This window comes from Pararhodospirillum photometricum DSM 122 (assembly GCF_000284415.1).
GTDB classification, from domain to species: domain Bacteria; phylum Pseudomonadota; class Alphaproteobacteria; order Rhodospirillales; family Rhodospirillaceae; genus Pararhodospirillum; species Pararhodospirillum photometricum.
Window position 1 is genome coordinate 2,368,661 of the sequence record NC_017059.1, and the last position, 24,572, is coordinate 2,393,232.

General features: G+C 66.0%; 21 protein-coding genes and 1 CRISPR repeat array. Of the genes, 10 read left to right on the plus strand and 11 right to left on the minus strand.

Going from position 1 to position 24,572, the window contains the following annotated elements; translation table 11 throughout:
- Positions 1–36: 36 nt before the first annotated feature.
- The gene (metC, locus tag RSPPHO_RS10660; protein ID WP_014415255.1) at positions 37–1,176 is read left to right on the plus strand and encodes a cystathionine beta-lyase; all 1,140 of its coding nucleotides are present in this window, start codon (positions 37–39) and stop codon (positions 1,174–1,176) included.
- Positions 1,177–1,227: 51 nt separating this feature from the next.
- On the opposite strand, the gene RSPPHO_RS10665 is transcribed toward metC, so the two are convergent.
- From RSPPHO_RS10665 to RSPPHO_RS10675, 3 genes are read right to left on the minus strand one after another with little or no spacing between them, the layout of a single operon-like run.
- On the minus strand, positions 1,228–2,406 hold the full coding sequence (locus tag RSPPHO_RS10665; RefSeq protein WP_041795094.1) for a PLP-dependent transferase: 1,179 nt from the start codon (positions 2,404–2,406) through the stop codon (positions 1,228–1,230).
- Between the two features lie 33 nt (positions 2,407–2,439).
- Entirely contained in the window at positions 2,440–3,063 is a 624-nt protein-coding gene (locus RSPPHO_RS10670) for a dimethylsulfonioproprionate lyase family protein (protein WP_014415257.1), read from the minus strand.
- Entirely contained in the window at positions 3,060–4,037 is a 978-nt protein-coding gene (locus RSPPHO_RS10675) for a class I SAM-dependent methyltransferase (protein ID WP_014415258.1), read from the minus strand. Before RSPPHO_RS10675 ends, RSPPHO_RS10670 begins: the two co-directional genes overlap by 4 nt.
- 146 nt (positions 4,038–4,183) lie before the next feature.
- Between RSPPHO_RS10675 and RSPPHO_RS10680 the strand changes: the two genes are divergently transcribed.
- The 9 genes from RSPPHO_RS10680 (at position 4,184) to RSPPHO_RS10720 (ending at position 15,120) form a co-directional block, all read left to right on the plus strand.
- A complete protein-coding gene (locus tag RSPPHO_RS10680; RefSeq protein WP_041795100.1) occupies positions 4,184–4,861 on the plus strand; it encodes a DUF1847 domain-containing protein in 678 nt (225 codons plus the stop codon).
- A gap of 224 nt (positions 4,862–5,085) precedes the next feature.
- Positions 5,086–6,234, plus strand: a complete 1,149-nt coding sequence (locus tag RSPPHO_RS10685) for an ABC transporter substrate-binding protein (protein WP_014415260.1) — start codon at positions 5,086–5,088, stop codon at positions 6,232–6,234.
- Between the two features lie 2 nt (positions 6,235–6,236).
- Positions 6,237–7,199, plus strand: coding sequence for an ABC transporter permease (locus tag RSPPHO_RS10690; RefSeq protein WP_197535600.1), 963 nt, complete (start codon positions 6,237–6,239; stop codon positions 7,197–7,199).
- Between the two features lie 14 nt (positions 7,200–7,213).
- Positions 7,214–8,011 carry an ABC transporter ATP-binding protein gene (locus RSPPHO_RS10695; RefSeq protein WP_051013826.1) on the plus strand — a complete coding sequence of 266 codons (798 nt, stop codon included), beginning with the start codon at positions 7,214–7,216 and terminating at the stop codon, positions 8,009–8,011.
- 218 nt (positions 8,012–8,229) lie between these two features.
- Positions 8,230–8,595 carry an acyl-CoA thioesterase gene (locus RSPPHO_RS10700; RefSeq protein WP_014415263.1) on the plus strand — a complete coding sequence of 122 codons (366 nt, stop codon included), beginning with the start codon at positions 8,230–8,232 and terminating at the stop codon, positions 8,593–8,595.
- 44 nt (positions 8,596–8,639) lie between these two features.
- A complete protein-coding gene (locus RSPPHO_RS10705; RefSeq protein ID WP_014415264.1) occupies positions 8,640–10,142 on the plus strand; it encodes an MmgE/PrpD family protein in 1,503 nt (500 codons plus the stop codon).
- Positions 10,142–11,035, plus strand: a complete 894-nt coding sequence (prpB, locus tag RSPPHO_RS10710) for a methylisocitrate lyase (RefSeq protein WP_041795103.1) — start codon at positions 10,142–10,144, stop codon at positions 11,033–11,035. The genes RSPPHO_RS10705 and prpB overlap by 1 nt, the downstream gene beginning before the upstream one ends.
- 152 nt (positions 11,036–11,187) lie before the next feature.
- Positions 11,188–12,330: a bifunctional 2-methylcitrate synthase/citrate synthase gene (locus RSPPHO_RS10715; protein WP_014415266.1), complete on the plus strand. Its 1,143-nt coding sequence runs from the start codon at positions 11,188–11,190 to the stop codon at positions 12,328–12,330.
- A gap of 192 nt (positions 12,331–12,522) precedes the next feature.
- On the plus strand, positions 12,523–15,120 hold the full coding sequence (locus RSPPHO_RS10720; protein WP_014415267.1) for a tetratricopeptide repeat protein: 2,598 nt from the start codon (positions 12,523–12,525) through the stop codon (positions 15,118–15,120).
- Here RSPPHO_RS10720 and RSPPHO_RS10725 read toward each other — a convergent pair.
- From RSPPHO_RS10725 to casA, 8 genes are all read right to left on the minus strand, one after another.
- On the minus strand, positions 15,103–17,193 hold the full coding sequence (locus tag RSPPHO_RS10725; RefSeq protein ID WP_041795105.1) for a hypothetical protein: 2,091 nt from the start codon (positions 17,191–17,193) through the stop codon (positions 15,103–15,105). The two genes, RSPPHO_RS10720 and RSPPHO_RS10725, sit on opposite strands and share 18 nt — an antisense overlap.
- Positions 17,194–17,409: 216 nt before the next feature.
- A CRISPR array of direct repeats spans positions 17,410–18,231; the repeat unit is 29 nt; unit sequence CGGTTCATCCCCGCGCAGGCGGGGAACAC.
- Between the two features lie 67 nt (positions 18,232–18,298).
- A complete protein-coding gene (gene cas2e, locus RSPPHO_RS10730) occupies positions 18,299–18,610 on the minus strand; it encodes a type I-E CRISPR-associated endoribonuclease Cas2e (protein WP_014415269.1) in 312 nt (103 codons plus the stop codon).
- Complete coding sequence (cas1e, locus tag RSPPHO_RS10735; protein ID WP_014415270.1) at positions 18,591–19,547, minus strand: type I-E CRISPR-associated endonuclease Cas1e; 957 nt, start codon at positions 19,545–19,547, stop codon at positions 18,591–18,593. Before cas1e ends, cas2e begins: the two co-directional genes overlap by 20 nt.
- A gap of 15 nt (positions 19,548–19,562) precedes the next feature.
- The gene (gene cas6e / locus RSPPHO_RS10740) at positions 19,563–20,270 is read right to left on the minus strand and encodes a type I-E CRISPR-associated protein Cas6/Cse3/CasE (protein WP_014415271.1); all 708 of its coding nucleotides are present in this window, start codon (positions 20,268–20,270) and stop codon (positions 19,563–19,565) included.
- Complete coding sequence (gene cas5e / locus RSPPHO_RS10745; RefSeq protein WP_014415272.1) at positions 20,267–21,022, minus strand: type I-E CRISPR-associated protein Cas5/CasD; 756 nt, start codon at positions 21,020–21,022, stop codon at positions 20,267–20,269. The genes cas6e and cas5e overlap by 4 nt, the downstream gene beginning before the upstream one ends.
- Entirely contained in the window at positions 21,019–22,104 is a 1,086-nt protein-coding gene (cas7e, locus tag RSPPHO_RS10750; protein ID WP_014415273.1) for a type I-E CRISPR-associated protein Cas7/Cse4/CasC, read from the minus strand. The genes cas5e and cas7e overlap by 4 nt, the downstream gene beginning before the upstream one ends.
- A complete protein-coding gene (casB, locus tag RSPPHO_RS10755) occupies positions 22,101–22,637 on the minus strand; it encodes a type I-E CRISPR-associated protein Cse2/CasB (protein WP_051013827.1) in 537 nt (178 codons plus the stop codon). Before casB ends, cas7e begins: the two co-directional genes overlap by 4 nt.
- Entirely contained in the window at positions 22,634–24,292 is a 1,659-nt protein-coding gene (casA, locus tag RSPPHO_RS10760; protein ID WP_014415274.1) for a type I-E CRISPR-associated protein Cse1/CasA, read from the minus strand. Before casA ends, casB begins: the two co-directional genes overlap by 4 nt.
- Positions 24,293–24,572 lie beyond the last annotated feature (280 nt).

Genomic DNA, 24,572 nt, shown 5'->3' on the forward strand with positions numbered 1-24,572 from the left:
CTCTTCGCGTTTTGACTCCCCCATCTTCAGACCACCTTGATCCATACTGGTGCCCCGGCTGTCGGTCCGGTCAATGTTCCGGTCGTGCGCACCAGCACGGTACGCTTTCCCGATACCGAGACCTATGCCGCCCAGCATCATCGCCGGGCGGCCGGAGAGCGGGTCGCCACCTACGGCCGTCATGGCACCGAGACCCACCGCGCCCTGGAGGCGGCAGTCTGCGCGCTGGAAGGGGGGCACGAGAGCTTTCTCGCGCCGTCCGGCCTTTCGGCGATCGTCATGGTGTTTCTCGGGCTCTTGTCGGCGGGAGACCACGCGCTGGTCGCCGATAACGTCTATGCTCCGGTTCGGCGCACGGACAAGGCCCTGTTGCAGCGCTTTGGCATCACGGTGGACTACTTTCGCCCGGGCCGTGAGCCCCTGGCCCAGCTTGTGCGGCCCAACACGCGGCTGGTTTATCTGGAATCCCCGAGTTCCTTGTTGTTTGAGGTGATTGATCTGCCGGCCCTGGCCCAGGAAGCCCGGGCCCTTGGCCTGATCGTGGCTGTGGACAATACCTGGAGCGGGGGACTGTTTTATCGTCCCTTGTCCCTGGGTGCCCATCTGAGCGTGCAGGCCGCGACCAAATACTTGGCCGGACACTCGGATGTCATGCAAGGGGTGGTCACCGTAGACTCCCCGGCGTTGGGGCAGCGGATCCAGGCGGCCTATGATGCCCTGGGGCTGTCGGTCGGCGCCGACGATGCCTATTTGGTGCTGCGGGGGGTGCGGACCTTGGAGGTGCGCCTAACCCGCCATTTCGCCAATGCCCTCCAGGTCGCCGAGGCCCTGGCCGGTCATCCGGCGGTCGCCCGGGTTTATTATCCGGCCTTGCCGTCCGACCCGGGCCATGCCGTGTGGCGCCGTGATTTCACGGGAGCGTCCGGGTTGGTGTCTTTTGCGCTGCGTTCCCCCGATCCCTCGGCCGGGGCGCGGGTGATTGATGCCTTGGCGTTGTTTGGGCTGGGGGCCTCGTGGGGCGGCTATGAAAGCCTTGCCTTGGAAGCCGCGCCCGAACGGCTGGCGGAGCATGGCTGTTGGGACCGGGCCCCGGGCGCCGTGATCCGCCTGCATGTCGGCCTGGAACATCCTCAAGATCTAATCGCCGACGTGGAACAGGCATTGCGCCGCCTTTGACCACCAAGAAGGACCGAGGGGCCTGGGGAGGCCGCGCCTCCCCAGCCTTGATCACACGGTCTTCAACGCCTGAAGAAGATCGCCGGCCACGTCGTCGGCATGCTCCAGGCCGACCAGAACCACCACCCGCGGCGCCGGCAGGGCAAAGAGACATGCCGCGCTGCGGGCGCCGCCTAGGGTGGGGCGAGCCTGGATCAGGGTCAGCGCTGCGAGAAAAGCCTGAGCCTGCGTTTTCGTGGCAAAATCCAGGCCCACCAAAGCGCCCGGAGTGCGTCGAACTCCGGTCAAGGCCGGGTGGCCCTCCAGGGCCTCGGCGAGGTATGCGGCGGTCGCTGCCTGGGCCGGAACCCGTAGCGGTAGGGTTTCCACCCCTTGCAAAAGCTGGAAGGCGGCCAGGGGGCTGATCGCCGCCCCAAGATCGCGCAAGGGATTGCCCCGCGCCCGGGCGGTGTAGGGCGAGGCCTGCCAGGGGCGCACCACATCGGTCCACACCGCGCCGTGGTAGGACGGGTCGGGGGTGTTGAGCGCCGGCACGCGCTCGGGCCGGGCTTCCCAGGCGAGGGCGCCGGTGTCGAGTAACAGCCCTCCGGCTGTGGTGTCCGAGCCGCTCAGGACCTCAGCGGCCGAATAGACCACCACGGCGGCCCCGTCGTCACCCGGCCTGACGGTGAGCGGCAGAAAGGTGTTGTCGATGATCACCGGGATGCCCTCGGCCTGGGCGGCCACAGCGCGCACGGGAAAGAGCTCAAGCCGGGGCAGGCTCAGGCTTTCGGCCACCCAGGCCCGGGTGGAGGCGTCGCTTAGGCGGGCGAAACTGGCGGGATCACTTGGGTCCGCCCAGCGCACATGCAGGCCGAAGCGCTCTAAGGTGCCGGGCAGGCAGGCATGAGGTCCGGTGCCGAGATCGCGCGACACCACCACCGAGTCCCCTCGACCGGCCAGGGTGAGGACGGCGTTGAGGAGGGCGGCCGCCCCGGTGGCGACAGCCAGGGCCGCCTTAGCGCCCTCGACGGCGCTTACCCGCCGTTCCAGGAACTCTCGGGTGGGATTGATGGTGCGGGTGTAGGTATAGCCCACCTCCTTGAGGGCAAACAGCCGGGTGGCGTGGTCGGTGTCGCGAAACTGGTAGGAGGTGGTCTGGTAGACCGGCGGCGTGACCGCCAGGGTGGCCGGGTCAGCACGAAAGACGCCGCCGTGCAGGGCCAGGGTTTCAAGGTGAGGGCGGGACATGGCACGCTCCAGGCCAGAGAGGACCAAAGGGGATCAGGCCGGGGACTCGGCCCAAACCGAGGGGGATTGGATGTCCCCGCTCCAGGTGTACAGAGCCAGCAAGGGCTCGGTCCCTGTGCGCATGGCGTGCACCGCCTGGGACGGATGAAGGATAAAGGCGCCTGGTGGGGGCTCGGTGGTGAGGCCCTCCCCCCACCAGAGCGCGTGCCCAGCCAGCACCAGGTACACCTCGACCGCCGGGTGACGATGGGGCAGGTAGTGGGTGTTGGGCCCGATCACGGTCAGGCCCAGGCAGATGGACGAACTGAGGAACGGGGCCTCGGGGCCGACCAGTTCGGCCCAGCCCATGCGGTTTTCCAGGCCCGGCGCATCGGAACGCGGGGCATAGCCGTAGCGCCAGGGCAGGTGCGGGCCGATAATCCGAAGCACCCCCGCCAGATCGGGATCGCCGACGTCGGCCAAGGCGGCATCCAGGATCGGACCGAGAGGGGAGGGGGACTGGGGCCACGGCCGGGGAGAGTTCCCGACATGGTCCAGTCCGGCCTCGATCCGCTGGATCTCCGCCGCCACCGCGTCGCCCCGCCCCCGGCCGGCCCGCAGATGGCGCCACAGCAGGGCCAGAAGCTGGCGCAGCAAGACGGCGTCGCGCGGGGTCATGGCCGCCTCGCGTGCAGGACCGCCACGGTGTGGCCGAGGGGCTCGCCGTGGCGCACGAGGTCACGGGCTGCCGCCGCGCTGAGGCGGTGGGGCTGAAGCTTGCGTTCGAAGGCCAAGGCGTTGGTTCCGGCATCGGCCGGATCCACGCCGTCAAAGATCGTCTCCAAAACCCGGGCTGGGTAGAAGTGGAAGGGGCCCAGGCCCTGGCGCTCCCACGCGGCGTAGGCACCGACCAGATCCTCGGGGTCGGTTTGGAGCTTCCAGCCGTAAGTCAGGAAATCCGCCGTGTACCCGGCCGCCTCCGCCATCGCCAAAACGGTGGACAAGGGCATGCGGGCCCCCAAGGTGGCGACAAACGCGCCCGAGGGACTGAGCAGCGGGCCCGCCTGGATCAGGGCGAGAAAGTGCAAGACGAGCAGGGCGTTTTGCACAAACCCCGGGACCGGTTCGGGGCGGGGCGGCACGAAGGCGGCGCTGTTGCGGCCGTCCTCCAGGCGCATCCCCTCGACCAGGGGAAGGTTGGGGAGGTTTTCAAAAATAATGTCGTAGCGCTCCGGCCGGTCGCGCAGCGGCGCCAGGAGATCCCCCGCCCCCGCCACCACCCGCAGCGGATGCTCGGGCCGGGTGTTGCGCTCAACGTTGCCGACGGCGGCGCGGACCACATCGTCGAACAGATCGGTGAGGCCAAGCGTTTCGGCCCCCAGGATCTCGATCGCCGCCAAGGCATCGAGACCCGCGCCGGTGCCCAGCGCGCAGAAAGAGCGGCAGTGCTCCGCACCCCGGCGCGCGCGCAGCAGGCGAAACGCCGGGACCGCGATGCTGGCCACCCAATCGCGCCGGGGGTCGTCGAGGGCCGGCAGGAAGGCGCGTGCGGCCAGTTCCAGGTGGAGGGGGGCTCGCACACGGACCGGGGTCGTGTCACCGAAGGTGTTCCGGCTCTCCACCGTGAGGAGGGGGAAGGGGGAAGAGTTCATGGTGTCCTCGTCTCGGAAGTGTCTTGGCCGTTATATCATCCTATAAAAGCTATGGGCTAAAAATTTTTAATGGAACGAGCGGGGCGGCTGTGCCAAGCATGCGCTTGGTCCCTGGGGCATGGACCACCGACGACAAGGAGAACACGATGACGTATGACGATGAGGGGGCGGGTCAGGGGCTCAGTTGCGCCGATTGCCGCCAATTGCACTGCCATCGCCACGACAAACGCTATCCCGGCTTTTGTCCGACCGAGAGCTTGGATCCACACGAGCGTGAAGACTTGGTGGATCTGTACAGTAGTGATGGACCCGATGGACGGCTGGCCCGCGCGGCGGCGGAAGTGGAAGGGGCGTATTATGGTAAGCTCACCCGGGTCGAAGAAACCGTGGCCTTTGCCCGGCGCTTGGGCGTGACGCGCATCGGCATCGCCAGTTGCTTGGGGTTGATCGAGGAAACCCGGGTTTTGGTGCGTATCATCAAGTTGGCGGGCTTTGAAACTGTGGCCGCCCTGTGCAAGGTGGGCTCGGTTGACAAGACCGAGATCGGGATCCCCGAGACGCTTAAGATCAAGCAGGGGGGCTTCGAGGCCTGTTGCAATCCGGTCTTGCAAGCACGCCTGCTCAATCGGGAAAACACGGGGCTAAACATCATCATGGGCCTGTGCGTCGGCCATGATGCCCTGTTTTGCCGCCACGCCGAGGCGCCCACCACCACCTTGGTCGTCAAGGACCGGGTGCTGGGCCACAATCCCGTGGCTTGTCTTTACACCGTGGGCACCTACAGCGCCCGCCTGCTTGATGAATCCCGCCTGCGCACCCTTTAACCCCCTCCCTTCTTGCGATGAGGGGCCTGGGGAGGCCTGCCTCCCCAGCCTTCTTTTTTTGTCCCCTTACCCCCCGCTCCTCGTTTAAGCCACCCTCTGCCCACGCATTAATTTTTCTAAGGCACCACGCCCTTGACCTCGGGCTTAAAGCGTAATATCCACAAAATCCATGGACTGATTAATTTAATTCGGCCCCGGTAGCTTCCCAGCGCAAGAGGTGTGTCATGTGCGATTGCGGCGTTGACTTTGCCCTTCACCATCTTGAAGAAACCCGGGCGAAAGGCCTGCGGGGCATCGGCTGCGATCTCAGCTTGGACCGGCGCAGCCTGCTCAAGGGAGTTGCCGCCGGCCTGCTCGCCGCCTCCTTGCCCAGCGCCCTGGCCACCCCGGCCCGGGCGGCGGAGTCTGGCCGCTTTCGCGTCGGCTTCATTGCCGAGCCGGCGCACGGCCTGCACTTCCTGGCCAAGGAGAAGGGCTACTTTCGCGACCAAGGGCTGGACGTCGAGCTTTCCCAGTTCAAGTCGGCGGGCGAGGGGGTGATCGCCCTCAAGGCCGGGCAACTCGACATCGGCACCTTTGGCTCGGCCGCGCCGCTCCTTTACATCTCGCAAGGGGTGCCCTTCACCATCTTCGGCGGCATGATGATCGGCGGCCAAGCCATCATCACCCGCCCCGAGCGGCTGGAAGAACTGAAATCCCTGGAGAACTACCGGGGGAAAAAGGTGGCGCTGGTGCGCTTGTCCACGGGCGACGTGGTGTTCCGCCTCGCCCTGAAAAAGGCCGGCCTCGACCCCCGCCAGGACTTCACCCGCCTGGAGTTTCCCTCGCCCGGCACGGTGGTCGAGGCGGTTTTGAAAGGGGAGGTGGACGCGGGCATCGTGTTCTCCCCCCACTTCTCGCTGGCCGAAAAGCGGGGGCTGGCGGTAGCCCACTTCATTGCCGACTTCCACCCGAATTACACCTGCTGCCGCCTGACCGCTAACACCGCCGATTTCCAGCAGCGCCCGGACGAGTACGGCCGTTTCCTCACCGCCCTGATCCAGGCCTACCGCTTCTATCGCACCAACCCGGACGAGACGGTGCGCATCTTCACCGACGCCCTTAAAATTGACGAAGACGTGATTCGCAAGGACACCTACACGCGCAAAGTCTTCGATTCCAACCCCGACCCCTTGCGCAAGGGCACGCTGGAGTTCTGGCAGGCCATGGTCGATGCTGATTTCGTGGCCAACAAGGGTTATCCGGTCGGCGACCACATCAATACCAGCGTCTACAAGACCGCCTTGGATGCCGTTACCGCCACAGCGCCGCAAGACCCCGTGTGGGCCGAGATGCAGGCCTACTTCAGCGCCAACAACACGGAACGGGGATAGCGATGAGCGGAGTCTTGGAGCAAGGTCTGACTTGGCGCGGCTGGCGCTGGGTGGTGCGGGAGGGGAAAACCCTCCCGACCTTTCCGCATGCGGTGTTCCTGGCCGGAGTGGCCGCGTTGATGTGGCCCACGGCGGAGGCGCCGCCTTGGCGGGTTTTGACCCTCATCACCCTTATCGACGCGGGTGTGCTGGCGGCCGGGCTGACGGCGCGGCGTCCCGAGATCCGGGTGGCGGCCGGCGATGTTGGGGTGGTGTTATTCGTGCTGCTGCTGGCTTGGCACGGCGTCACGGCGTGGGCCGGGCTGGTCGATCCGCTGCTCATCCCGGCGCCCGAGGTCATCTTGGCCCTCTTCGTCGCCGAACTGCCCGACATGACGGCCGGCTTATGGGGATCCTTGGCCCGCCTGGGCCTGGGGGTTGGCCTCGCCCTGGTCACCGCCATCCCCTTGGGCCTGATCGTCGGCTGGAACCGCCGCTTGTTTCGCGCTGTGCACCCTTTCACCAAGGTCCTGGGGACCATTCCCCCGGTGGTGTACATCCCCTACGCCATCCATTTCCTGCCATCGTTCAAGCTGGCGGCTATTTTGGTGGTATTCGTTGGCGCGTTCTGGCCGCTGTTTATCAATACCCTACGCGGTGTTGCTCATATTCCCGGCCCGGTGATTGATGCCGCGCGTGTATTGACCTTGCGGCCGGTTCCCTTGCTGCTGCGGGTCATCCTCCCGGCCACCTTACCGTCGATCTGCACCGGCGCCACCTTGGCCTTGTGCTTTTCGTTCCTGATGCTGACGGCGGCCGAGGTGATTGGCGGCAGTTCAGGGATTGGCTGGTACGTCAACAACTTTGCGGATTTCGCCGACTATCACCGGGTGATCGTTGGCATCTTGTTCATTGCCCTGGTGGTGAGTGTCGTGACCTGGGGCACCGAGCGCCTGGAACGTCGCTTGCTGCGCTGGCACCGGTGAGAGAGGAGGCGGTCATGCTCAGTGTGCGCGTTGAGGGGGTCAGCTTTGCCCACGGGGCCCAAACGGTGCTGCGCGACATTCATCTCGCGGCGCGTCCGGGCGAGTTCGTGTGTCTGCTCGGCCCCTCGGGCTGCGGCAAAAGCACCTTGTTGCGCTTGCTGGCCGGTCTGGAGCGCCCGGATCGCGGCCGTATCTTGGTCGATGGTCGTCCGATCAAGGGGCCGGGCCTCGATCGGGCGGTGGTCTTTCAGGACTATTCGCTGTTCCCTTGGCTGAGTGCCGGGGAGAACGTCTTGATGGCCGTGCGTCAGGCCTTTCCCGACCGCTCGCGCGCCTTCCACCACGAAACGGCCCGCGCCCATCTGGCGCGGGTTCATTTGGAGGACGCGTTCGACAAAATGCCGGCCCAGTTGTCGGGCGGCATGCGCCAACGGGCCGCCATCGCCCGCGCCCTGGCGCAAGATGCCCCGGTCCTGCTGATGGACGAGCCCTTCGGCGCCCTGGACGCGGTGACCCGCACCGTGTTGCAAGATCAGTTGCTGGAGCTGTGGCAAGGCGAAGGCCAGGAAGAGCCCCAGCGCAAGACGGTGTTCTTCGTGACCCACGATGTTGAGGAAGCCTTGCTGCTGGCGACCACGGTGGTGGTGATGGGGACCCGCCCGGGGACCATCAAGGGGGTGTTCGCCATCGACTTGCCGCGTCCGCGCGTGCGCCGGTCCTTGTATCCCACCGTGACCTTCCAGACCCAGCGTCAAGCGTTGGTCGATCTTCTGCACCAGGGCTTGCCGCTCGACGCGGACCGGGCCGCCTGACCCCTTTGGGGCTTGGCACCGGTGGAAGATTTGGATAGCCGGCGGCTAAAATAGCCCAGCGGTCTGGGGAGGCTCGCCTCCCCAGCCTTATTTTTTGGTTTGTCCCTTCGCATCCTTCGCAAATTCCCCTTAATTCACAACCATCCCTTTGCCTTTTCAGTCCTTTTAGCAGTTCGCCGAAAGCGTATCGTGTCCTTACACAACAGGAAGGACAGGCGATGAGCGCATCGGAAAGCCGCTTTGTGGAAATGGTCTTCCCCGAACAGGCCAATCATTACGGAACCTTGTTTGGCGGAACCGCCCTCAACCTCATGGGGCGAGCGGCCTTTATCGCCGCCACCCGGGTGGCGCGCCAACCGGTGGTTATGGCCGCTTCGGAGCGGGTGGATTTCCGCGTTCCGGTCAAGGTGGGCCAGCTCATTGAACTGGTGGCCCGGGTCGAGCGGATCGGCCGCAGTTCCCTGACCGTCTCGGTCGAGATGCTGGCGGAAACCCTGACAACCGGCGAGCGGATCCTGGCCATCCAGGGGCGCTTCATCATGGTCGCGGTGGATGCCGAGGGCCATCCGGTCCCGGTGGCCTGAGCCGCCCCGTCTCCCTTTTTGTCCCCTCGCTTCAGGGAAGCCTCATGATTTTGCACACTGTTCGCCCCGTTCGCTCGGAGGAAGGCCTGCCGCGCGACCAGCAACTGGCTTGGAAGATGGCCGAGGTCGCCGCCGATCCCACCCCGGTGGAGCCCGAGGTGGTGGAAATGATCATCAATCGGGTGATCGACAATGCCGCCGTCGCCGTGGCGTCGCTGGCCCGCCGCCCGGTGATCAACGCCCGGGCGCAGGCGGTTGCGCATCGTACCGCGCCGGGGGCTACGGTCTTCGGTTTGCCTTCGTCCACCCGGGTGACGCCGGCCTGGGCCGCCTGGGCCAATGGGGTGGCGGTGCGTGAACTGGACTACCACGATACCTTTTTGGCCGCCGACTACTCCCACCCCGGTGATAACATCCCGCCGGTGCTCGCGGTGGCCCAGCATTGCGGCCGCTCGGGCAACGACCTCGTGCGCGGGTTGGCCACGGCCTACGAGATCCAGGTCAATCTGGTGAAGGGCATTTGCCTGCATAAGCACAAGATCGACCACATCGCCCACCTTGGCCCCTCGGCGGCGGCGGGGATTGGCAGCCTGCTGGGGCTGGATCCGGCTGTGACCTTCCAGGCCATCGGTCAGGCCCTGCACGTGACCACCACCACGCGCCAGTCGCGCAAGGGCGAGATCTCAAGCTGGAAGGCCTATGCCCCGGCGTTTGCCGGCAAAATGGCCATCGAGGCCGTGGACCGGGCCCTGCGTGGCGAAGGCTCCCCCAACCCGATTTACGAAGGCGAAGACGGCGTGCTGGCCTGGATGCTTGATGGCCCCGGCGCTGTCTACACCGTGCCGCTGCCGGCGCCGGGCGAGCCCAAGCGCGCTATCTTGGAAACCTACACCAAGGAGCACTCGGCCGAGTACCAGAGCCAAGCCCTGATTGATCTGGCGCGGCGCCTGGGGCCCCGGGTCGGCGATTTCGAGCAGGTCCAGTCCATCGTCATCCACACCAGTCACCACACCCATTACGTGATCGGCACCGGAGCCAACGACCCGCAAAAGCTGGACCCTCGGGCCAGCCGCGAGACCCTGGACCACTCGATCATGTACATCTTTGCCGTGGCTTTGCAGGACGGCGGCTGGCATCACGAGCGCTCCTATGCCCCCGAGCGCGCCGCCCGGCCCGACACCGTGCGCCTGTGGCACAAGATCACCACCCTCGAGGATCCCGCGTGGACCCGGCGCTACCACGCCACCGATCCGGCGGAAAAGGCCTTCGGCGGGCGGGTCGTGGTGACGTTGGCCGATGGCCGGGTGCTGGAAGACGAAATCGCGGTGGCCGATGCCCATCCCCTGGGCGCTCGTCCCTTTGCCCGTGCGCAGTACATCGCCAAGTTCCGCACCCTGGCCGAGGGCATTGTGGCGCCTTCCGAGCAAGAGCGCTTCCTGGCGGCGGCGCAGCAGATCACCGCGCTGGAGCCCGGCGACCTCGGCGGCCTCACCGTATGCGTCGATCCCGCCCAGTTGGGCGCGGCGCCGGGGCGGGGGCTGTTCTGATGCTGCACGCGCGCACGTCTGTTCAAGACCGGCGCCGGCGTCTGCGGGCCGGCCTTGCCTCCGGAAACCTGCTGCGCCTGCCCGGGGCCTTCTCGCCCCTGGTGGCCCGAGAGATCGAGGCCCAGGGGTTCGAGGGAGTGTACATCTCGGGGGCGGTGTTGGCCGCTGACCTTGGTCTCCCCGACATCGGCCTCACCACCTTGACCGAAGTCGCCCAGCGCGGCCACCAGATCGCCCGGGTGACCAACCTCCCGGCCCTGATCGACGCCGACACCGGCTTCGGCGAGCCGATGAACGCGGCGCGCTGCGTTCAGGTGCTAGAGGACCTGGGGCTGGCCGGCTGCCACCTGGAAGATCAGGTCAACCCCAAGCGCTGCGGCCATCTTGATAACAAGGCCGTGGTCCCGACCAGCGAGATGGTGCGCCGCCTCAAGGCCGCCGTCTCGGCCCGGCGCGATCCCGACTTCGTGCTGTGCGCCCGCACCGATGCCCGCGCGCTGGAGGGGCTAGACGGCGCCATCGCCCGCGCCCAGGCCTACGTGGATGCCGGCGCCGACCTGATTTTTGCCGAGGCTCTCGCCGACGAACGCGAGATCGAGGCGTTCCGTCGTGCCGTGTCGGCGCCGTTGCTCATCAACATGACCGAGTTCGGCAAGTCCCGGCTGCTGCCGGCCGACACCCTGCGCAACCTCGGGGTCAATGTGGTGATCTACCCGGTCACCACTTTGCGCCTCGCCATGGGCGCCGTCACCGCTGGTCTCGCCACCGTGAAGGCGGCGGGAACCCAAGAGAGCTTGCTCGACGCCATGCAGCACCGCAAGGACCTCTACCGGCTCCTGGCCTACGAGGAATATGGCGTCTTTGACGAGAATGTTTTCAATTTCAAGGTGTAGAGAGCCGTTTTTTGGATAAGGCAAGGCTGGGGAGGCGCGGCCTCCCCAGACCCCTCGTTTCGTTGGTTCCATGACCCCAAAGGAAAGGAGGGGTCTGGGGAGGCGAGCCTCCCCAGCCTTCCTCTTCCCAGTAAAAAAACAGGGAGAATACAATGACGGCACACCTTCCCGAGATCCGAAAAGGACTGGCCGGCGTGGTGGTGGACACCACCGCGATCTCGAAAGTGATGGAGGAGACCAATTCCCTGACCTACCGGGGCTACCCGGTTCAGGATCTGGCCGCCAGTTGCTCGTTCGAGGAAGTCGCCTTCCTCATCTGGCACGGCGAACTGCCCAATGCCGATGAACTGCGGCGCTTTATGGAGCGCGAGCGGGCCCGCCGCAGCCTCAGCCGCAGCCAAATCGCCCTGCTGTCGCGCCTGCCCGACACCTGCCACCCCATGGACACCCTGCGCACGGCGGTCAGCCTGCTCGGCGCCGAGGACCCCGAGGCCGAAAACCCCGACCCAACCCTGGCCCACACCAAGGCCCTCGACCTCCTCGCCAAGCTGCCCACGGTGGTCGCGCTCGATCTGCGCCGGCGTCGGGGCGAAGATCCCATCCCCCCCAACCCCCGTCTCGGCTTCGCCGCCAACTTCTTTCATATGTGCTTCGGCGTGGTCCCCGAGCCCGAGGTGCTGCGGTGCTTTGAGATCTCGCTGATCCTCTACGCCGAGCACAGCTTCAACGCCTCGACCTTCACCGCCCGGGTTGTCACCTCCACCTTGTCGGATATGTACAGCGCCGTTACCGCCGCCATCGGCGCCCTCAAGGGCTCGCTCCACGGCGGGGCCAACGAGGCGGTCATGCACATGATGCTCGAAGTCGGCGACCCCGGCCGCGCCGACGGCTGGCTGCGCCAAGCCCTGGCCGAAAAGCGCAAGATCATGGGCTTCGGTCATCGGGTCTACAAGCACGGCGATTCCCGTGTTCCGACCATGAAGCAGGCCTTCCTCGCCATGGCCGAGCGCCGCCACGGCCAGAAGTGGGTGGAAATCAGCGAGGCCCTAGAGCGCGCTATGCTGGAGGAAAAGGGCATCCACCCCAACCTCGATTTCCCCACCGGCCCCGCCTACTACCTGATGGGCTTCGATATTCCCCTGTTCACGCCCATTTTCGTCATGAGCCGCATCACCGGGTGGACGGCCCACATCATCGAGCAGGCCGAGGCCAACGCCTTGATCCGGCCCTTGAGCGCCTATTCCGGCGCCGCGCAGCGGGCGGTTCCGGCGCCGGCTTTGCGGTTGGCGGGGTAGGGAAGGGGAAGAGGGAAGGCTGGGGAGGCTCGCCTCCCCAGACCCCTCCAATCCTGGGGCCCCGAGGGGACGAGGGGTCTGGGGAGGCGAGCCTCCCCAGCCTTGCTTTTTGCCCCGTATGGGGGAGAGAAGTCCGTTGCCCTCCTTTTGCGATGTCGATACCCTTCGCAGGGGTAAGGGCACGGAGGGGCTATGGCTGAGGCAAGGTATGAAGTGTTTTTCAGCTACGCGAGCGCCGACCGGGCGAGGGCGGAAGTGGTGGTGGCGGCTCTGCGCGGCGAAGGGCTGCGGGTGTGGTTCGATGATGGCAGTATCCCCACCTTTGCGGACATCCCGGATCGGATCAAGACGGGGCTCGCTTACAGCAAGGTCTTGGTCGCCCTTTATTCCAAGACCTATGGCACCCGCCGTGCCTGCGATTGGGAGTTAGCCGCCGCTTTGATTGCGGCGGGTCGCGAGTGGCAGCAGCGGGTGCTGATCCTTAATCCCGAGGCCTCGGCCGACCATTTGGTGCCGCGTCGGTTGACTGGTGCACGGTGGTCGCCTTTATCGGACGATCCCGATGCGCTCGGCGTTTTGGTCCAGAAGATCAAGGACTCGGTTTGCGCAATCGAGGCGCCGTTGGGCAGGGGGGCGGCGCCCCCTAAACGGTGGGTTGGCTTACCCTGCAACGGTGGGCCTCAGCATTTTATCGGGCGGCATCGCGAGATTTGGGCGGTGCACGACGGGTTGGCCGAAGGCTCGGTGCTGCTGGCTCCCACCACCCATGGTTTGGCCCCGCGCAACGGCGAGGCCGTGGTTCAGGGAATGGGCGGCATCGGCAAGTCCTTGTTGGCCGAAGAATACGCCCGGCGCTTCGCCGCCGCGTGGCCGGGCGGTGTGTTTTGGCTGCGAGCCGGCGGCGGTCGCGCTGAAGATTCCCAACATGGCGCGGGAGAGGCCCGGCTGGACGACGCCTACCGCACCGTGGCCACGGCCCTCAGGCTTGCGGTTCCCAAAGGCGATCCCGATGCCCTGCATCAGGCAGTCGTTTCGGCGCTCGACCACCAAGCACAGCCCTATCTCTGGGTGGTGGATGATCTGCCCTATGGCCTGACGGCCGATCAAGCCAAGGCATGGTTCGCCCCGACAAGGGCGGGACGCACCTTGATGACCACCCGCGATCGCGGCCTCGGCGAAATTGCCACCCCAATCGACCTCGGCGCCTTGTCCGACACCGAAGCCTATACCCTGCTGACCCTCAATGCCCCGCCGAAAAACGATCAGGAAGAGGCCTGGGCGCGGTCGATTGTCAAAGAGTTGGCCGGGCATGCCCTGGCGGTCGATGTGGCGCGGCATTTGGTCGAGAAACGGGGCTATCGGACGGTCTGGGAGGGGATACAAAAGCGGGATGTCGCGGCCCTCCACTTGGCGGAGCGGCTGCGCCTGGAACTGCCCAACGGTCATGATGTCAGCATTGCCAACACCTTACTGTCCAGCCTGACCCTTTTATCGGATGAGGAACGGGATGCCTTGCGCCTCGCCGCCTGCGGCGCCCCCTCTCTTCCCCTGCCGCTTGATTTTTTGGCAAAGGTGATCGCGCAGACGGACGGGCACAAACCCAACGAGGACGATGCCTTTGTCGCAGCAGACGGCGCCGCCTCTCACTCCCTGTGTGAGGTCGCCGACGGGATGTATCAGGTCCACCCTCTGGTCTGCCGCACCGTCCTGCACGCCTATACCGATGCCCGGCAAAGCCAACTGCGAGAGGCCATGGTCACGGCACTCCAGAAGATTCTACCCGCCGTGGCAGATATCCGATCCCACAGCGACCTCGCCCCCCTCATTCCCCACGCTCAAGCCCTGACCGCTGCCCCAAAGACAGAAGCGGAGGCTGGTGTGTTGGGGTGGGTTGGCTGGTTTTACTCGGAGGCCGGCCTCGCCGGTCCGGCTCGGGACGCATACCATACCGTGGTCGAAACGCACCGCCGGCTTTTGGGTCCTGAGCATCCGGCCACCTTGAGCAGCCAGAACAATCTGGCGGAAACCCTGCGCGCCCAGGGCGACCTTGCCGGGGCGCGGGCGTTGCAGGAGGAGGTTCTTTCTGTTCGTCGTCGCGTTCTTGGTCCTGAGCATCCGGCCACCTTGACCAGCCAGAACAATCTGGCGGGAACCCTGAAAGCCCAGGGCGATCCTGCCGGGGCGCGGGCGTTGGAGGAGGAGGTTCTTTCTGTTCGTCGTCGCGTTCTTGGTCCTGAGCATCCGGACACCTTGAGCAGCCAGAACAATCTGGCGTYAACCCTTTCTGCCCAGGGCGACCATGCCGGGGCGCGGGYGTTGCAGGAGGAGGTTCTTTCTGTTCKTCGTCGCGTTCTTGGTCCTGAGCATCCGGACACCTTGAGAAGCCAGAACAATCTGGCGTCAACCCTTTGGGCGCAGGGCGACCATGCCGGGGCGCGGGCGTTGCAGGAGGAGGTTCTTTCTGTTCGTCGTCGCGTTCTTGGTCCTGAGCATCCGGACACCTTGACCAGCCAGAACAATCTGGCGTCAACCCTGAAAGCCCAGGGCGACCATGCCGGGGCGCGGGCGTTGCAGGAGGAGGTTCTTTCTGTTCGTCGTCGCGTTCTTGGTCCTGAGCATCCGGACACCTTGAATAGCCAGGGTATTCTGGCGCTCATCGTGGCCCAGATGAAAGAGCTTGACCTTGCCCGCGCTATGCTGGCCGAAGCGGTTTCGGGGTTGCGCAAAGTTCTTGGCCCTCAGCATCCTAAGACTCAAGCCGCCGAGGCGGTTCTAGCGCGTCTTCAATGAGGAAGCCCAGCGGCCCAAACCTTGGCTGACCAGGGTGGCGAGGTGGCTGGGGCGGGGGTGCGGGCCAGGAGGGCTTGATCGTCGGGGGACAGGCCGTTGGGGACGTGGGGGGGTGAGGCGGGCTTGGTCTGCGAGGGCGGCCAAGCTTGCGTCCAGCCTGGGGTTGCGTGGGGCCGTCTGGGGGAGGGCGTCCACCGGGAGGCCCAGAGTGCGGGCGATTTCGGCGGTAGCGCCGCCGAAGCCTGCCGCCAGATAGAGGGGCTGGCCGGCCTTCAGGCTGAGAATCGCCTCTTCCACTAAGCCAGGAGCTCGGCCGGTAAAGCCCTGGCAGCGCCCGCCGATCATCAAGCGGGCACAGGTCAGGGTGGTCAAGGTGGTGCGCAGTGCCGACAGGCTTTCGGCGATACTCTGGGGATCGGAGACGGGCTGGGGCGCCTCGTCGCGCTCGCTCCAAAACGGGATCTCCTCGCCGGTTCGGTTGAGGCAGATCAGCCGGCCAAAGCTGCCCAACTGGGCGTCGGTCGCTTCCAAGACGCTCAAGGGGGTGGCGCGGTGTACCGACCATGCCAGCACCACCAGCAAGGGGAGGTCGGACGCCGGGGTGTTTTGGCCGCTGCCGCTGTGCCCATAGCGGCGCACTTCCTCCAACAGCAGTGGGGTTAAGCCTTCGGGCTCCAGGTGGCCCCCCCAGGCCAATGTGCCGCCGTCGAGAAGCACCAAGCGGGCCATCTCGGCCAGGGCGAGCCGGAGGTGTCGCCGATCCAGGCCCCGCCGGCCCAGGTCCGGCACCTGATCCGAGGCGGACAGGCCCAGGCGCTTGCCCTCCAGGGGCAGGCGGTCCAGGGAGGAGGGGCGGGCGGCCAGGGTGCGTGGGGTCAGGATGGTGAGGGTAAGAGGGGGCTTGGCCAGGCCCGCCACCGCTTCCAGCGCCTCGGTCTCGCGTTGGGTCAACGGCGGATCGGGGTGCAAGATCACCCTCTGGCCTCGGGACGAGGGATGCTTGTTCAGCCAGTGGGTGAGGGTCAAAGGTTCGGGAGCGTGGGGAGCCCACCAGTCCACTCCAGCCTCGGGTCCGGCCAACGCCGCTTGGTGGTGCCACAGGGCCCGCTTGAGGCACTCGTCCACCAGGACGCCGAGGGCGCGGCGCACCGGGGCTTCGTCCCAACGGGGACCCGTTTTGGTGGCCCGCAGGCGCGGGGCGTGGTCGAGCAAAAACGAGCCCCGGCTTTCGCTCCGCTCCAAGGCATCGAGCACTACCACCGGCATGCCCAGGGTTTTTGCCGTCGCCACCTCCTGCTGGCACCACAGGCGTTCGGCATAATGGTCGGTGCGCAACACCAGGAGGGCGCTGGTCGCCGCGTGCCTCTCCAACACCTGCGCCCAGTCGTCGCCCGGCTGCAACACGTTGGCATCGAAGAACAGCCCCAGGCGGGTATTGCCGATGATCCGCCGCACCCCAGCGACAAACGCCGCCAAGCTCTCACGTTCCCCCGGGGCCGCGTGTTTGGTGTGGCTAAGAAAAATCTGGATGCGCCCTGGCGCTTGCGCGTTCCAGGTCAGGGCCTGCGCCAAGGATTGGGATAGGTCGCGGCACAGGGTATCGGCCCTGTCCTCTTTCGGCGCCAGTGGATCGGGGCTGGCGAGAAGTTGGGTGGCGCCAAACCAGCCGCGCAAGGGCTCCCGCGCCAGCGGATCGCCTTCCAGCGCCACGGCCCGCAGAATGACCCGATTGGGGTCGTGGTGCGCCCGGGTTATGAGGGCTTGGAGAACATCGCGCCACGGCCCCGGCTGGGCGACGGCCCGAGCCAGGCCCGGCCCCAGGAAGCACAACACTGCCCCATACGCCGCCGGGGGGAGCGGTCCCGCGTCGCCGGGCAGGACCAGGGGACGCGGTGCGCTGTCGGCCTCGTTTCCCCAGCCTTCCGAGCGAAAGCAAACCTCAATCGCGCCGCCGATCAGCCCGGAGAACAGGTCGCCATGGTAGTGGTCCACCAAGGCTTCGGCCAGCGGCCGCGCCTGCCGGTCGTCTCGGGGGTGCCAGAGGGCATAGAGTTCCAGGACCGGTGGCAGCATGACGGGGCTCCGGGGAAGGGTTCTCCCTGAGAGAGTATTGCTTGGTGGAGACGCTATCAAGGGGTTTTGGGCGATGCGCTTGGCGGATATCGGGCTGGCGCCCGATTTTTTTTTGGGGCGATGCCCCCCCAAACCCTCTTTTTCTTTTATCAATCAACAAGAAAAAGGGAGGTCTAGAGGCATCGCCTCTAGGCGGGGTCCGGGGCGCCTATGGGGTGGTTCATCCCCGCGCAGGCGGGGAACACCTGGGCGGCGGTGCCCAGTATATGTTGCAAGACGGTTCATCCCCGCGCAGGCGGGGAACACATCTGGAGCCGCTTAAAACTCGGTTCCCGCGCCGGTTCATCCCCGCGCAGGCGGGGAACACTCTTCCGGCCGAGTAAAGTGCCCGTCCATCGCCGGTTCATCCCCGCGCAGGCGGGGAACACTGGCCCAAAAAGCGAGCGGGCGAGAGTGATATTCGGTTCATCCCCGCGCAGGCGGGGAACACGGCAAAAATCCCTGCTAGTGACGCCGGATGCGCGGTTCATCCCCGCGCAGGCGGGGAACACCGTCCGACCTCCAGGCGCTTGCCGACGCCTACCGGTTCATCCCCGCGCAGGCGGGGAACACCGACAAGATCGGGTCGAAAAATACGCTGATGCCGGTTCATCCCCGCGCAGGCGGGGAACACTGGGTAATCGTAGGATCGTTATAGATATCCTCCGGTTCATCCCCGCGCAGGCGGGGAACACCTCTTGGAGAGCATTTTGGGGCACGAGGGGGGCGGTTCATCCCCGCGCAGGCGGGGAACACTGTACCGCGAGGACTTTTTCGAGCGCCCGGCCGGTTCATCCCCGCGCAGGCGGGGAACACCCCCCAACAAGGACGCGGTCGAGGCCAACCGCCGGTTCATCCCCGCGCAGGCGGGGAACACGGCCGAAACCGCGTCCCAGGACAAGGGCAGAGCGGTTCATCCCCGCGCAGGCGGGGAACACTTGCCGGGGGGTTAGCTCGACATCCCAGAAGGCGGTTCATCCCCGCGCAGGCGGGGAACACTCTTCCTGGAAAGGATTGTAATCATAGGCTCTTTCTGATGTCAATCAGCGCACCGAATTTTGTACCCTTATTGTTCTTGCTTGTCCGGTGTTCCCTGGGTGGGGGGAGGGAGGAAGGAAACCAGACGTAGACCATCGAAATCGACGGGAATTCGGCGATGGGCTCCGCAGGTGTCCAGGTCGTATCCGGCATCGGTGGGGGCACTCCACACGATCACGCCGTTGCCGTCGCCGATGTTTTCCTGGACCTGCCGCCAGATCATGTCGCGTATTCGGGCGCCGTAGTCCCCGACATAGACCCCAGCGCGAACTTCGAGCAGCCATACGGCAAGCCGTCCTCGCAAACGAGGCGGCGCATTTTCAACCACGATGACCAACATCTCCTGAAGGCCTTTCCTGGATCGCCACCGGCTGGGCCTCCGGGGCAGGGTCGGGGACCGTCAACCCTCCGGCGGCCAGCACGTCCTCAATGGTTGGAATGATTTTTTCCAAGAGGCGGGTTCGACGAAACGCATCACGGCACAAAAGGCGCACCGCGCGCACCGGGTCGCCAACGGGCCGTCCCTCGATGGGGCGATGGGTCTGAACCGCGCCCGTCACACGGAAGGCGACGGGGACCACGGTGTCGAACTTGAAGAGATCTGCGATATCATAGGCAAACGAGCGGGGTTTACCGGTGTGAAGAAAGCCGATGGCGGGAGCGTAGCCTGCGGCCAAGATCGCCGCCTCGGCCAGCGCGTGCAAGCAGGCTGTGGCGGCGGAGAGGCAGCGATTGGCAAGGTCGCCGCTTTCGAAGTCGTCGGGGTCGTAGAGGCGGCCATCCCAGGTCGCGTTGTATTGCTGCGCCAGTCCTTTGTAGAGGGCGCGCACCCGGGCTCCCTCGATCCCCCGGAGTTGGTCGATCGAGCGGCGTTCCGGGGCCGGCTCGCCAAAGCGGATCTCATACATCCGCCGCACCACGGCAAGACGCGGCCCGTCCTCCAGGGCCAAGCGGGCCTGATAGAGCAGGCGATCGGAGCGCGCTCCCCCGGGCTGACCAGCGGCATACAAGCGCACCCCGGCCTCGCCCACCCAAATCATCAAGGTTCCTGCTCGTGCCGCCAGAGCCACGGCAGCATGGCTGACCCGCGTGCCCGGCTCCAGCATAAGGCAGGTCACGCCGCCCACGGGGATGACCGTCCTCACCCCCGTGGCATCGACGATCACAAAGGTACCGTCGATCACATCAAGCTGACCTTTTTCGATGAACACCAAGCCCGCCCGATCCTTGAGGGGCAGGGGACGCGGGGGTGTCAATCCTGGCAGGCCGTTGGTCATTCTGGGGGGCCTCCCTCACGACAGCGCCGGGCGCACCAGGAGCAGGCCGCAGCCGAAGGCTTTGCCGCTGCCGATCCCGCGCTGGATGCTGGCATAAAGCCGCTCGGGATCAATGACGGTCAGGGTGCCATCAAGATCCAGGCTGGAGAACCGGAGGGGCTCTGCCCCCGAGCGGGCGAGGCGATGCGGCCGATAGCCGGTGACACGCACCAGGGGGGTGTCGTCGTGACGGGCGAGGGCAAAGCCGCACGCGGCCGCCCGCGCCTCCAGCCACGCCACCCCCTGCTCGCGCTCCAGGCGGGGGCGGGCGGTGCGGCGGTCTTCGTCGGGGGGGAGGGCGTGCAGGGCGTTCATAACCACATCGCAGCGTTGTGAGCGACGCCCCTCGCGCCGTCGGGCCACGGTCGGGTTGGCCCGCAGCGAGAAATCCAGCCGTTGTCCCGCCCGAAAGCGCACGTCAAAGGGCTTGGTGTCGATGTCGAACAGGCCATGCGGATCGCAAGGCGGCCGATGCGACAAGACCAGGAAGCGGCCGGGGTCCAGGGCCCGCCACAGGAAATCGCGCGATCGGTCCGGCGCATCGGCGAACAACGACCAGATGAGGCGATGTCCGGTGGCCGGGGCGACCGGCTTGTCTGGTCCCTCGGGTAAAAGCAGCCCAACCAGCGCTCGCGTGGCGACCGTTTTGCGGATCGACACCCGGCTGAGGGTCCAGGGGATCATGACCGGGCCTCCTCTGTCGTTTTGGGTGTGAAGACCGCCACCGCGCGCTCGCGAAACTGTCGCCGGCCCCAGCAGAGGGGCTCGTCGCGCCGGGTTTCGATCCGCTCGGACGGTTGGTGACGTAAGGCGCGATCGGGGGCATCAAGATCGACGGCGAGACGCTGCCCCGTGGCCTTGAGCCGGGTGCGCAGGGCTTGCTCCGGTGCTTTCACGACCCGGGCCGCTAGGGCCTCGGCCGCCGTTGCTGCTTCAATCAGTTGGGGGTCGAGGGGCAGGCCGAAGGGACAACTCCGCCGTCCCAGATAAGGCGCAAACCCCGGCCGCCGTAGAGCTTGGGCCACGGCCTCCAGCGACGGTCCCGCCGGATCGGCCGTGGGCCGGCGCCACAAGGCGACGCTGTGCAGAGCGTCTGTCCGATACTCGCGCTGCGACAAGATGGTGTTGAGGTCCGGTGCCGCCAGTTCCTCCTGGCGCGTGCGATGGACCCGGCCGCGTTTTTGCGCAGGAACCTGGGTCGTGTGGTAGTCGCTGAGGGGCTGACCCGGGGCGTCGTCGCGCACCGCAAGGCCTAGGTCGCGCCCCAGGCTTGCCAGGGCCTCCTCCTCGTCACGCGCGAGGCCCAGGGCGGCCGCCACCACTCCCAGCACCGCCGAGCGCCCCGGTCGCGGCCAGCTTGGGCGGGTTTCGCCCACCGCGATTGCACCAAAGGCCGCCAGGGGCGCATACAAGGTGAGGGTCAAGAACAGCGTCATCTCCGCCCCTCCTTGACAAACGCCAGCAGGGCCTCCAGCGACGTCACCGTGGCCGAGCGCTCGTCCCACACCCCGGTGGTATCAAGCACGGCATGGGCCGGGGTTTCGCCATACGCCGTATCAAAGGCGTGACGCTGCGCTTTTAGGGCTTGGATGGACTCGGACATGATAGTCTCGCCCCGCACCGGCTTGAGGAACGCTGTCGACAAGCCGCGGGGCTGGAAGTGACCGTGTTCCACCAGAACAAGGCTGGCCCGGGTGTGGTGGGCAAAGGCGTTGATCTTGCCCTTGGGCACCACCGTGGCCATGGCCCGCACCAGTGCTTGCTCGGCGGTGTCGGCCAGGCCCGTGTCTCCTTTCAGGTTGGCGCGTAGTAGGTCGCGGTTAATGCAGGCATACAGATAAAACAGGCCCGAGCCGAACTCCTGCACCCCGACATGGCCGGCCCCGGTGTCGTCGGCATCGCCCTCGGCCTTCAGGTCGTCCACGGCGGTGAAGTAATCGTCTTCCACCACCACGCGGTGGGTGGTGATGGCATGGGCCACCTGCACGGCCGCTTCGCGGTTGTAGCGAGGATCGTCGGCCAGCATCCGGCCAAACATGGCAATGTCGGCGGCGGTGTCGGCGCGGCGCAACACGGCGTCTGCGGGGATTTTTTCCTTCTCGACCGCCTCCCCGGCCAAGGCTCGATCGGCCAGGGCTAGGGCGGCGGCGCGTTCCTCGGGACTAATAAAGGCCAGTTGCCGCAGATGCAGGGGATTTTTGTCGTCGCCCTCCAGCTTACCGAACACATCGGCGATCGCCTTGGCCACCGCCTCGGCCCGTTCGCGCGTCATGCCCCGGTCGAGGAGGTGCGGCAAGACGACCTCGTCGCCCAAGCGTTTGGTGCGCTGGCCCAAGTGACCGTCAAGGGCTTGCTGAAATGCGTCCGAGGTCCGCCACGCCCGCTTCAACGATTGGCTCGACACACGCAAGCGGGGCACGCCGCCCATAGTGACCGTCTTGGGCCGCCCGCTGTCATCGCGGTTGAGGTTGGCAGCCGGGTAGGCGGTCAGGGCGTGAATTTGGACAAAGGTCGTCATGGGGCTTCTCCACCAGCGGGAAAAAGAGAAAGATCGGGAGCATCAGACCTAGGGGGATCAACGTGGTAGTATTGGAAGGCCCATCTCTGACGTGTTCGGTCGTTCCACCAGTAAAGTGATGCCGCTAAATCAGAGACATTGACTTTTCCGCGTAAAAAACGCACGAGCCGACTGTGGGCCTGCAATACCTCATCGGGAGCGCTGTCAATGTCCGGCACCAACAGCAAGCGGCGCAGGCGTCCCTCCGAGAGCAAGGGGCTCCCGCCCTTGTCCTCGCCCAGGACGCGGGCCACCGGGAGGGGGGCGTCGTCGCGCACATGGGCCAGAACAGCGGCCATGACTCCGGCCCGAAGCAGAGCCCAGGATTTGTCTTGAGCGCCAAAGCAGCGCCACAAGAGCACGGTGGGGCTCTCCAGCAAGGCTTCGGTCACGCTGGTGCAACGGCGCAGACGCGCCAAGGCACCGCGATCCCTTTGCGCCGTTGTCCACCACTCCAGAGCCAGGGCTCCGGGATCAAAAGAAACTTTTGTCATGCGGCGGGTTTCCTTTTGCTTTTGCCCTTGGAGGTCGCTGCTTGTGGCAGCGCCAGCCCCAGGGCGGCATACAGGGTCTTGCCGGTCTTGGTCGCCGGGACAAAATGGCCGGTCAGCCAGCCTCGGGCCTGCACAACACGCCGAAAGGCCCCGTGCTCCACCCCTTCCACCGGCGCATTCGCATCAAAAATGGCCAGCGCTGCGCGTTCCAGGACCCGTAAAAACGCTTGGCGTGCCACCTCGGGGCTGGGGGAGGGGCGGTTGATCACTTCCAACGCCTGCAAAAAGGCGGGCTCGGTGTCGGCCCACAGGCGGTCTTGAAGCGCCGAAAAGTCACCCCGGGCGTCTTTGGGTGCATCAAACAAGGCCATTTTGACCGCATACCCGACCGCTCCCGCGACCACCCCGGCCCCGGCCACCAGAAGGCGGGCCTGGGTGTCCTGGTTTTGCTGGGCCTCTTCGGTTTCACCCACCAACAGCGGCATTTGGGCGTCCACCCAGCCGCGCGCTTTCATGTTGTCCATGTCGAAGCCTGCCGCCGAGAGTCGAGCCCCTGTGCGAACACCGAGGCGGCGCAGGCGGTCGCGCGCGGTGCTCACAGCCTGAGCCGGACGACGCAAAGACCTCTCCGCTAGGGCCGTGTCACCCGTCACCAGGGCTAACCAGTCGCGATAGCCGACCCCTGAGGGACCGCCATGCACCGGCAGCCACGGGGCGCCGGGCTTTAGCCGGTAATAGGGGCTGAGTGGATGCTGAAAGCCCCCTTCGCCGTACTGAAAGCCGTAGGGCCGCATGATAAAGCCCTCGACCATCACCGGATCGGCCAGCCCGGTTAGGTCACACACCTCCCCGGGGACCGCTGGGCGGAATAAGAGCCTCAGGCGGCGCGGCATTCCCCAATAAACGTGCAGGGGATCCACCTGGGCCTGGGTGGTACGTCCCCCGCCCTTGCCCGAGACCCGGGTTGGTCCGGCCCAGGGAAAGATGGTCTCGATTCCTCCGTCGGGCTGTCCCACCCGGCGGGCCTCAAGCTGCGCGGCGCTTTCGACAGAAAGCCATACGCGATGCCATAGGGTGTCGGTGGTTGGGGTGGCGGGCGGCAGCAGCATTGTGGTCAGAGGCCCGCCGCCCCGCAGGGATGTCATATGTCCAGCCCCCCCCGAGGGGGCGTAGGTCTGCAAGGTGACCAGCGCCCAGGCCGCCGCTGGACGCGAGAGCACGGTGATCTTGCCGCGCTTGACGAACAAATCTTTGTTGTTTTTGATGGTTTCCTCCCCTGGGGCGTCGATGAATAACGCCTCCACCCCCAGGGCTTCTCCCGCCAAGGCCTCCTGATCTTGGAAGAAGCGCGGCCCCTCCCCATCGAGCTGCATCACCGGCGCCAACGGCGCCAGGGCCTCGCGCACCATCTCGGGCGACGGCGGATGACGGTACGTCTCTTCCCAGTCCGCCTCGGTCTCGGGGGCACGGGTCGTCGTGAACAGCCCGACCAGCATCTCTCGCAGCGCCGCCGACACATCGGGCCGGGGCGCTGCCACATCCACCACGGGGTCGCTCTCGATGCCTTCGGTGATCTGGTCCGGGCGGATCAGTTCATGTTTCCCACTCGCCCGACGCACGGGGATCCACGGGTTGTCCAGCAGGCTAAAAGGCATCGGGTTTCTCCTACCCTTAAAACCTTATGGCATAAGGATGGGGGAGGAGGAGGTAATCGTCAATGGTGTTTTTGTTGAAGAAGCTCGATCAACGAAAGCTGGGGCGTCGCCCCTCCCCAACTCTCGACGATCTTATTTTTAGTGTTCATCCCTGCAAACGGCAGGGAACTCCCCTTTCGGAAGGTTGTTCCCAACCCTTAAAACCGGTTCATCCCTGGGGGCAACGTGAGGCGGTCCAGGGAACAAAGGGGCTTGAGGAAAGGGTAGGGGAGAAGGGAGC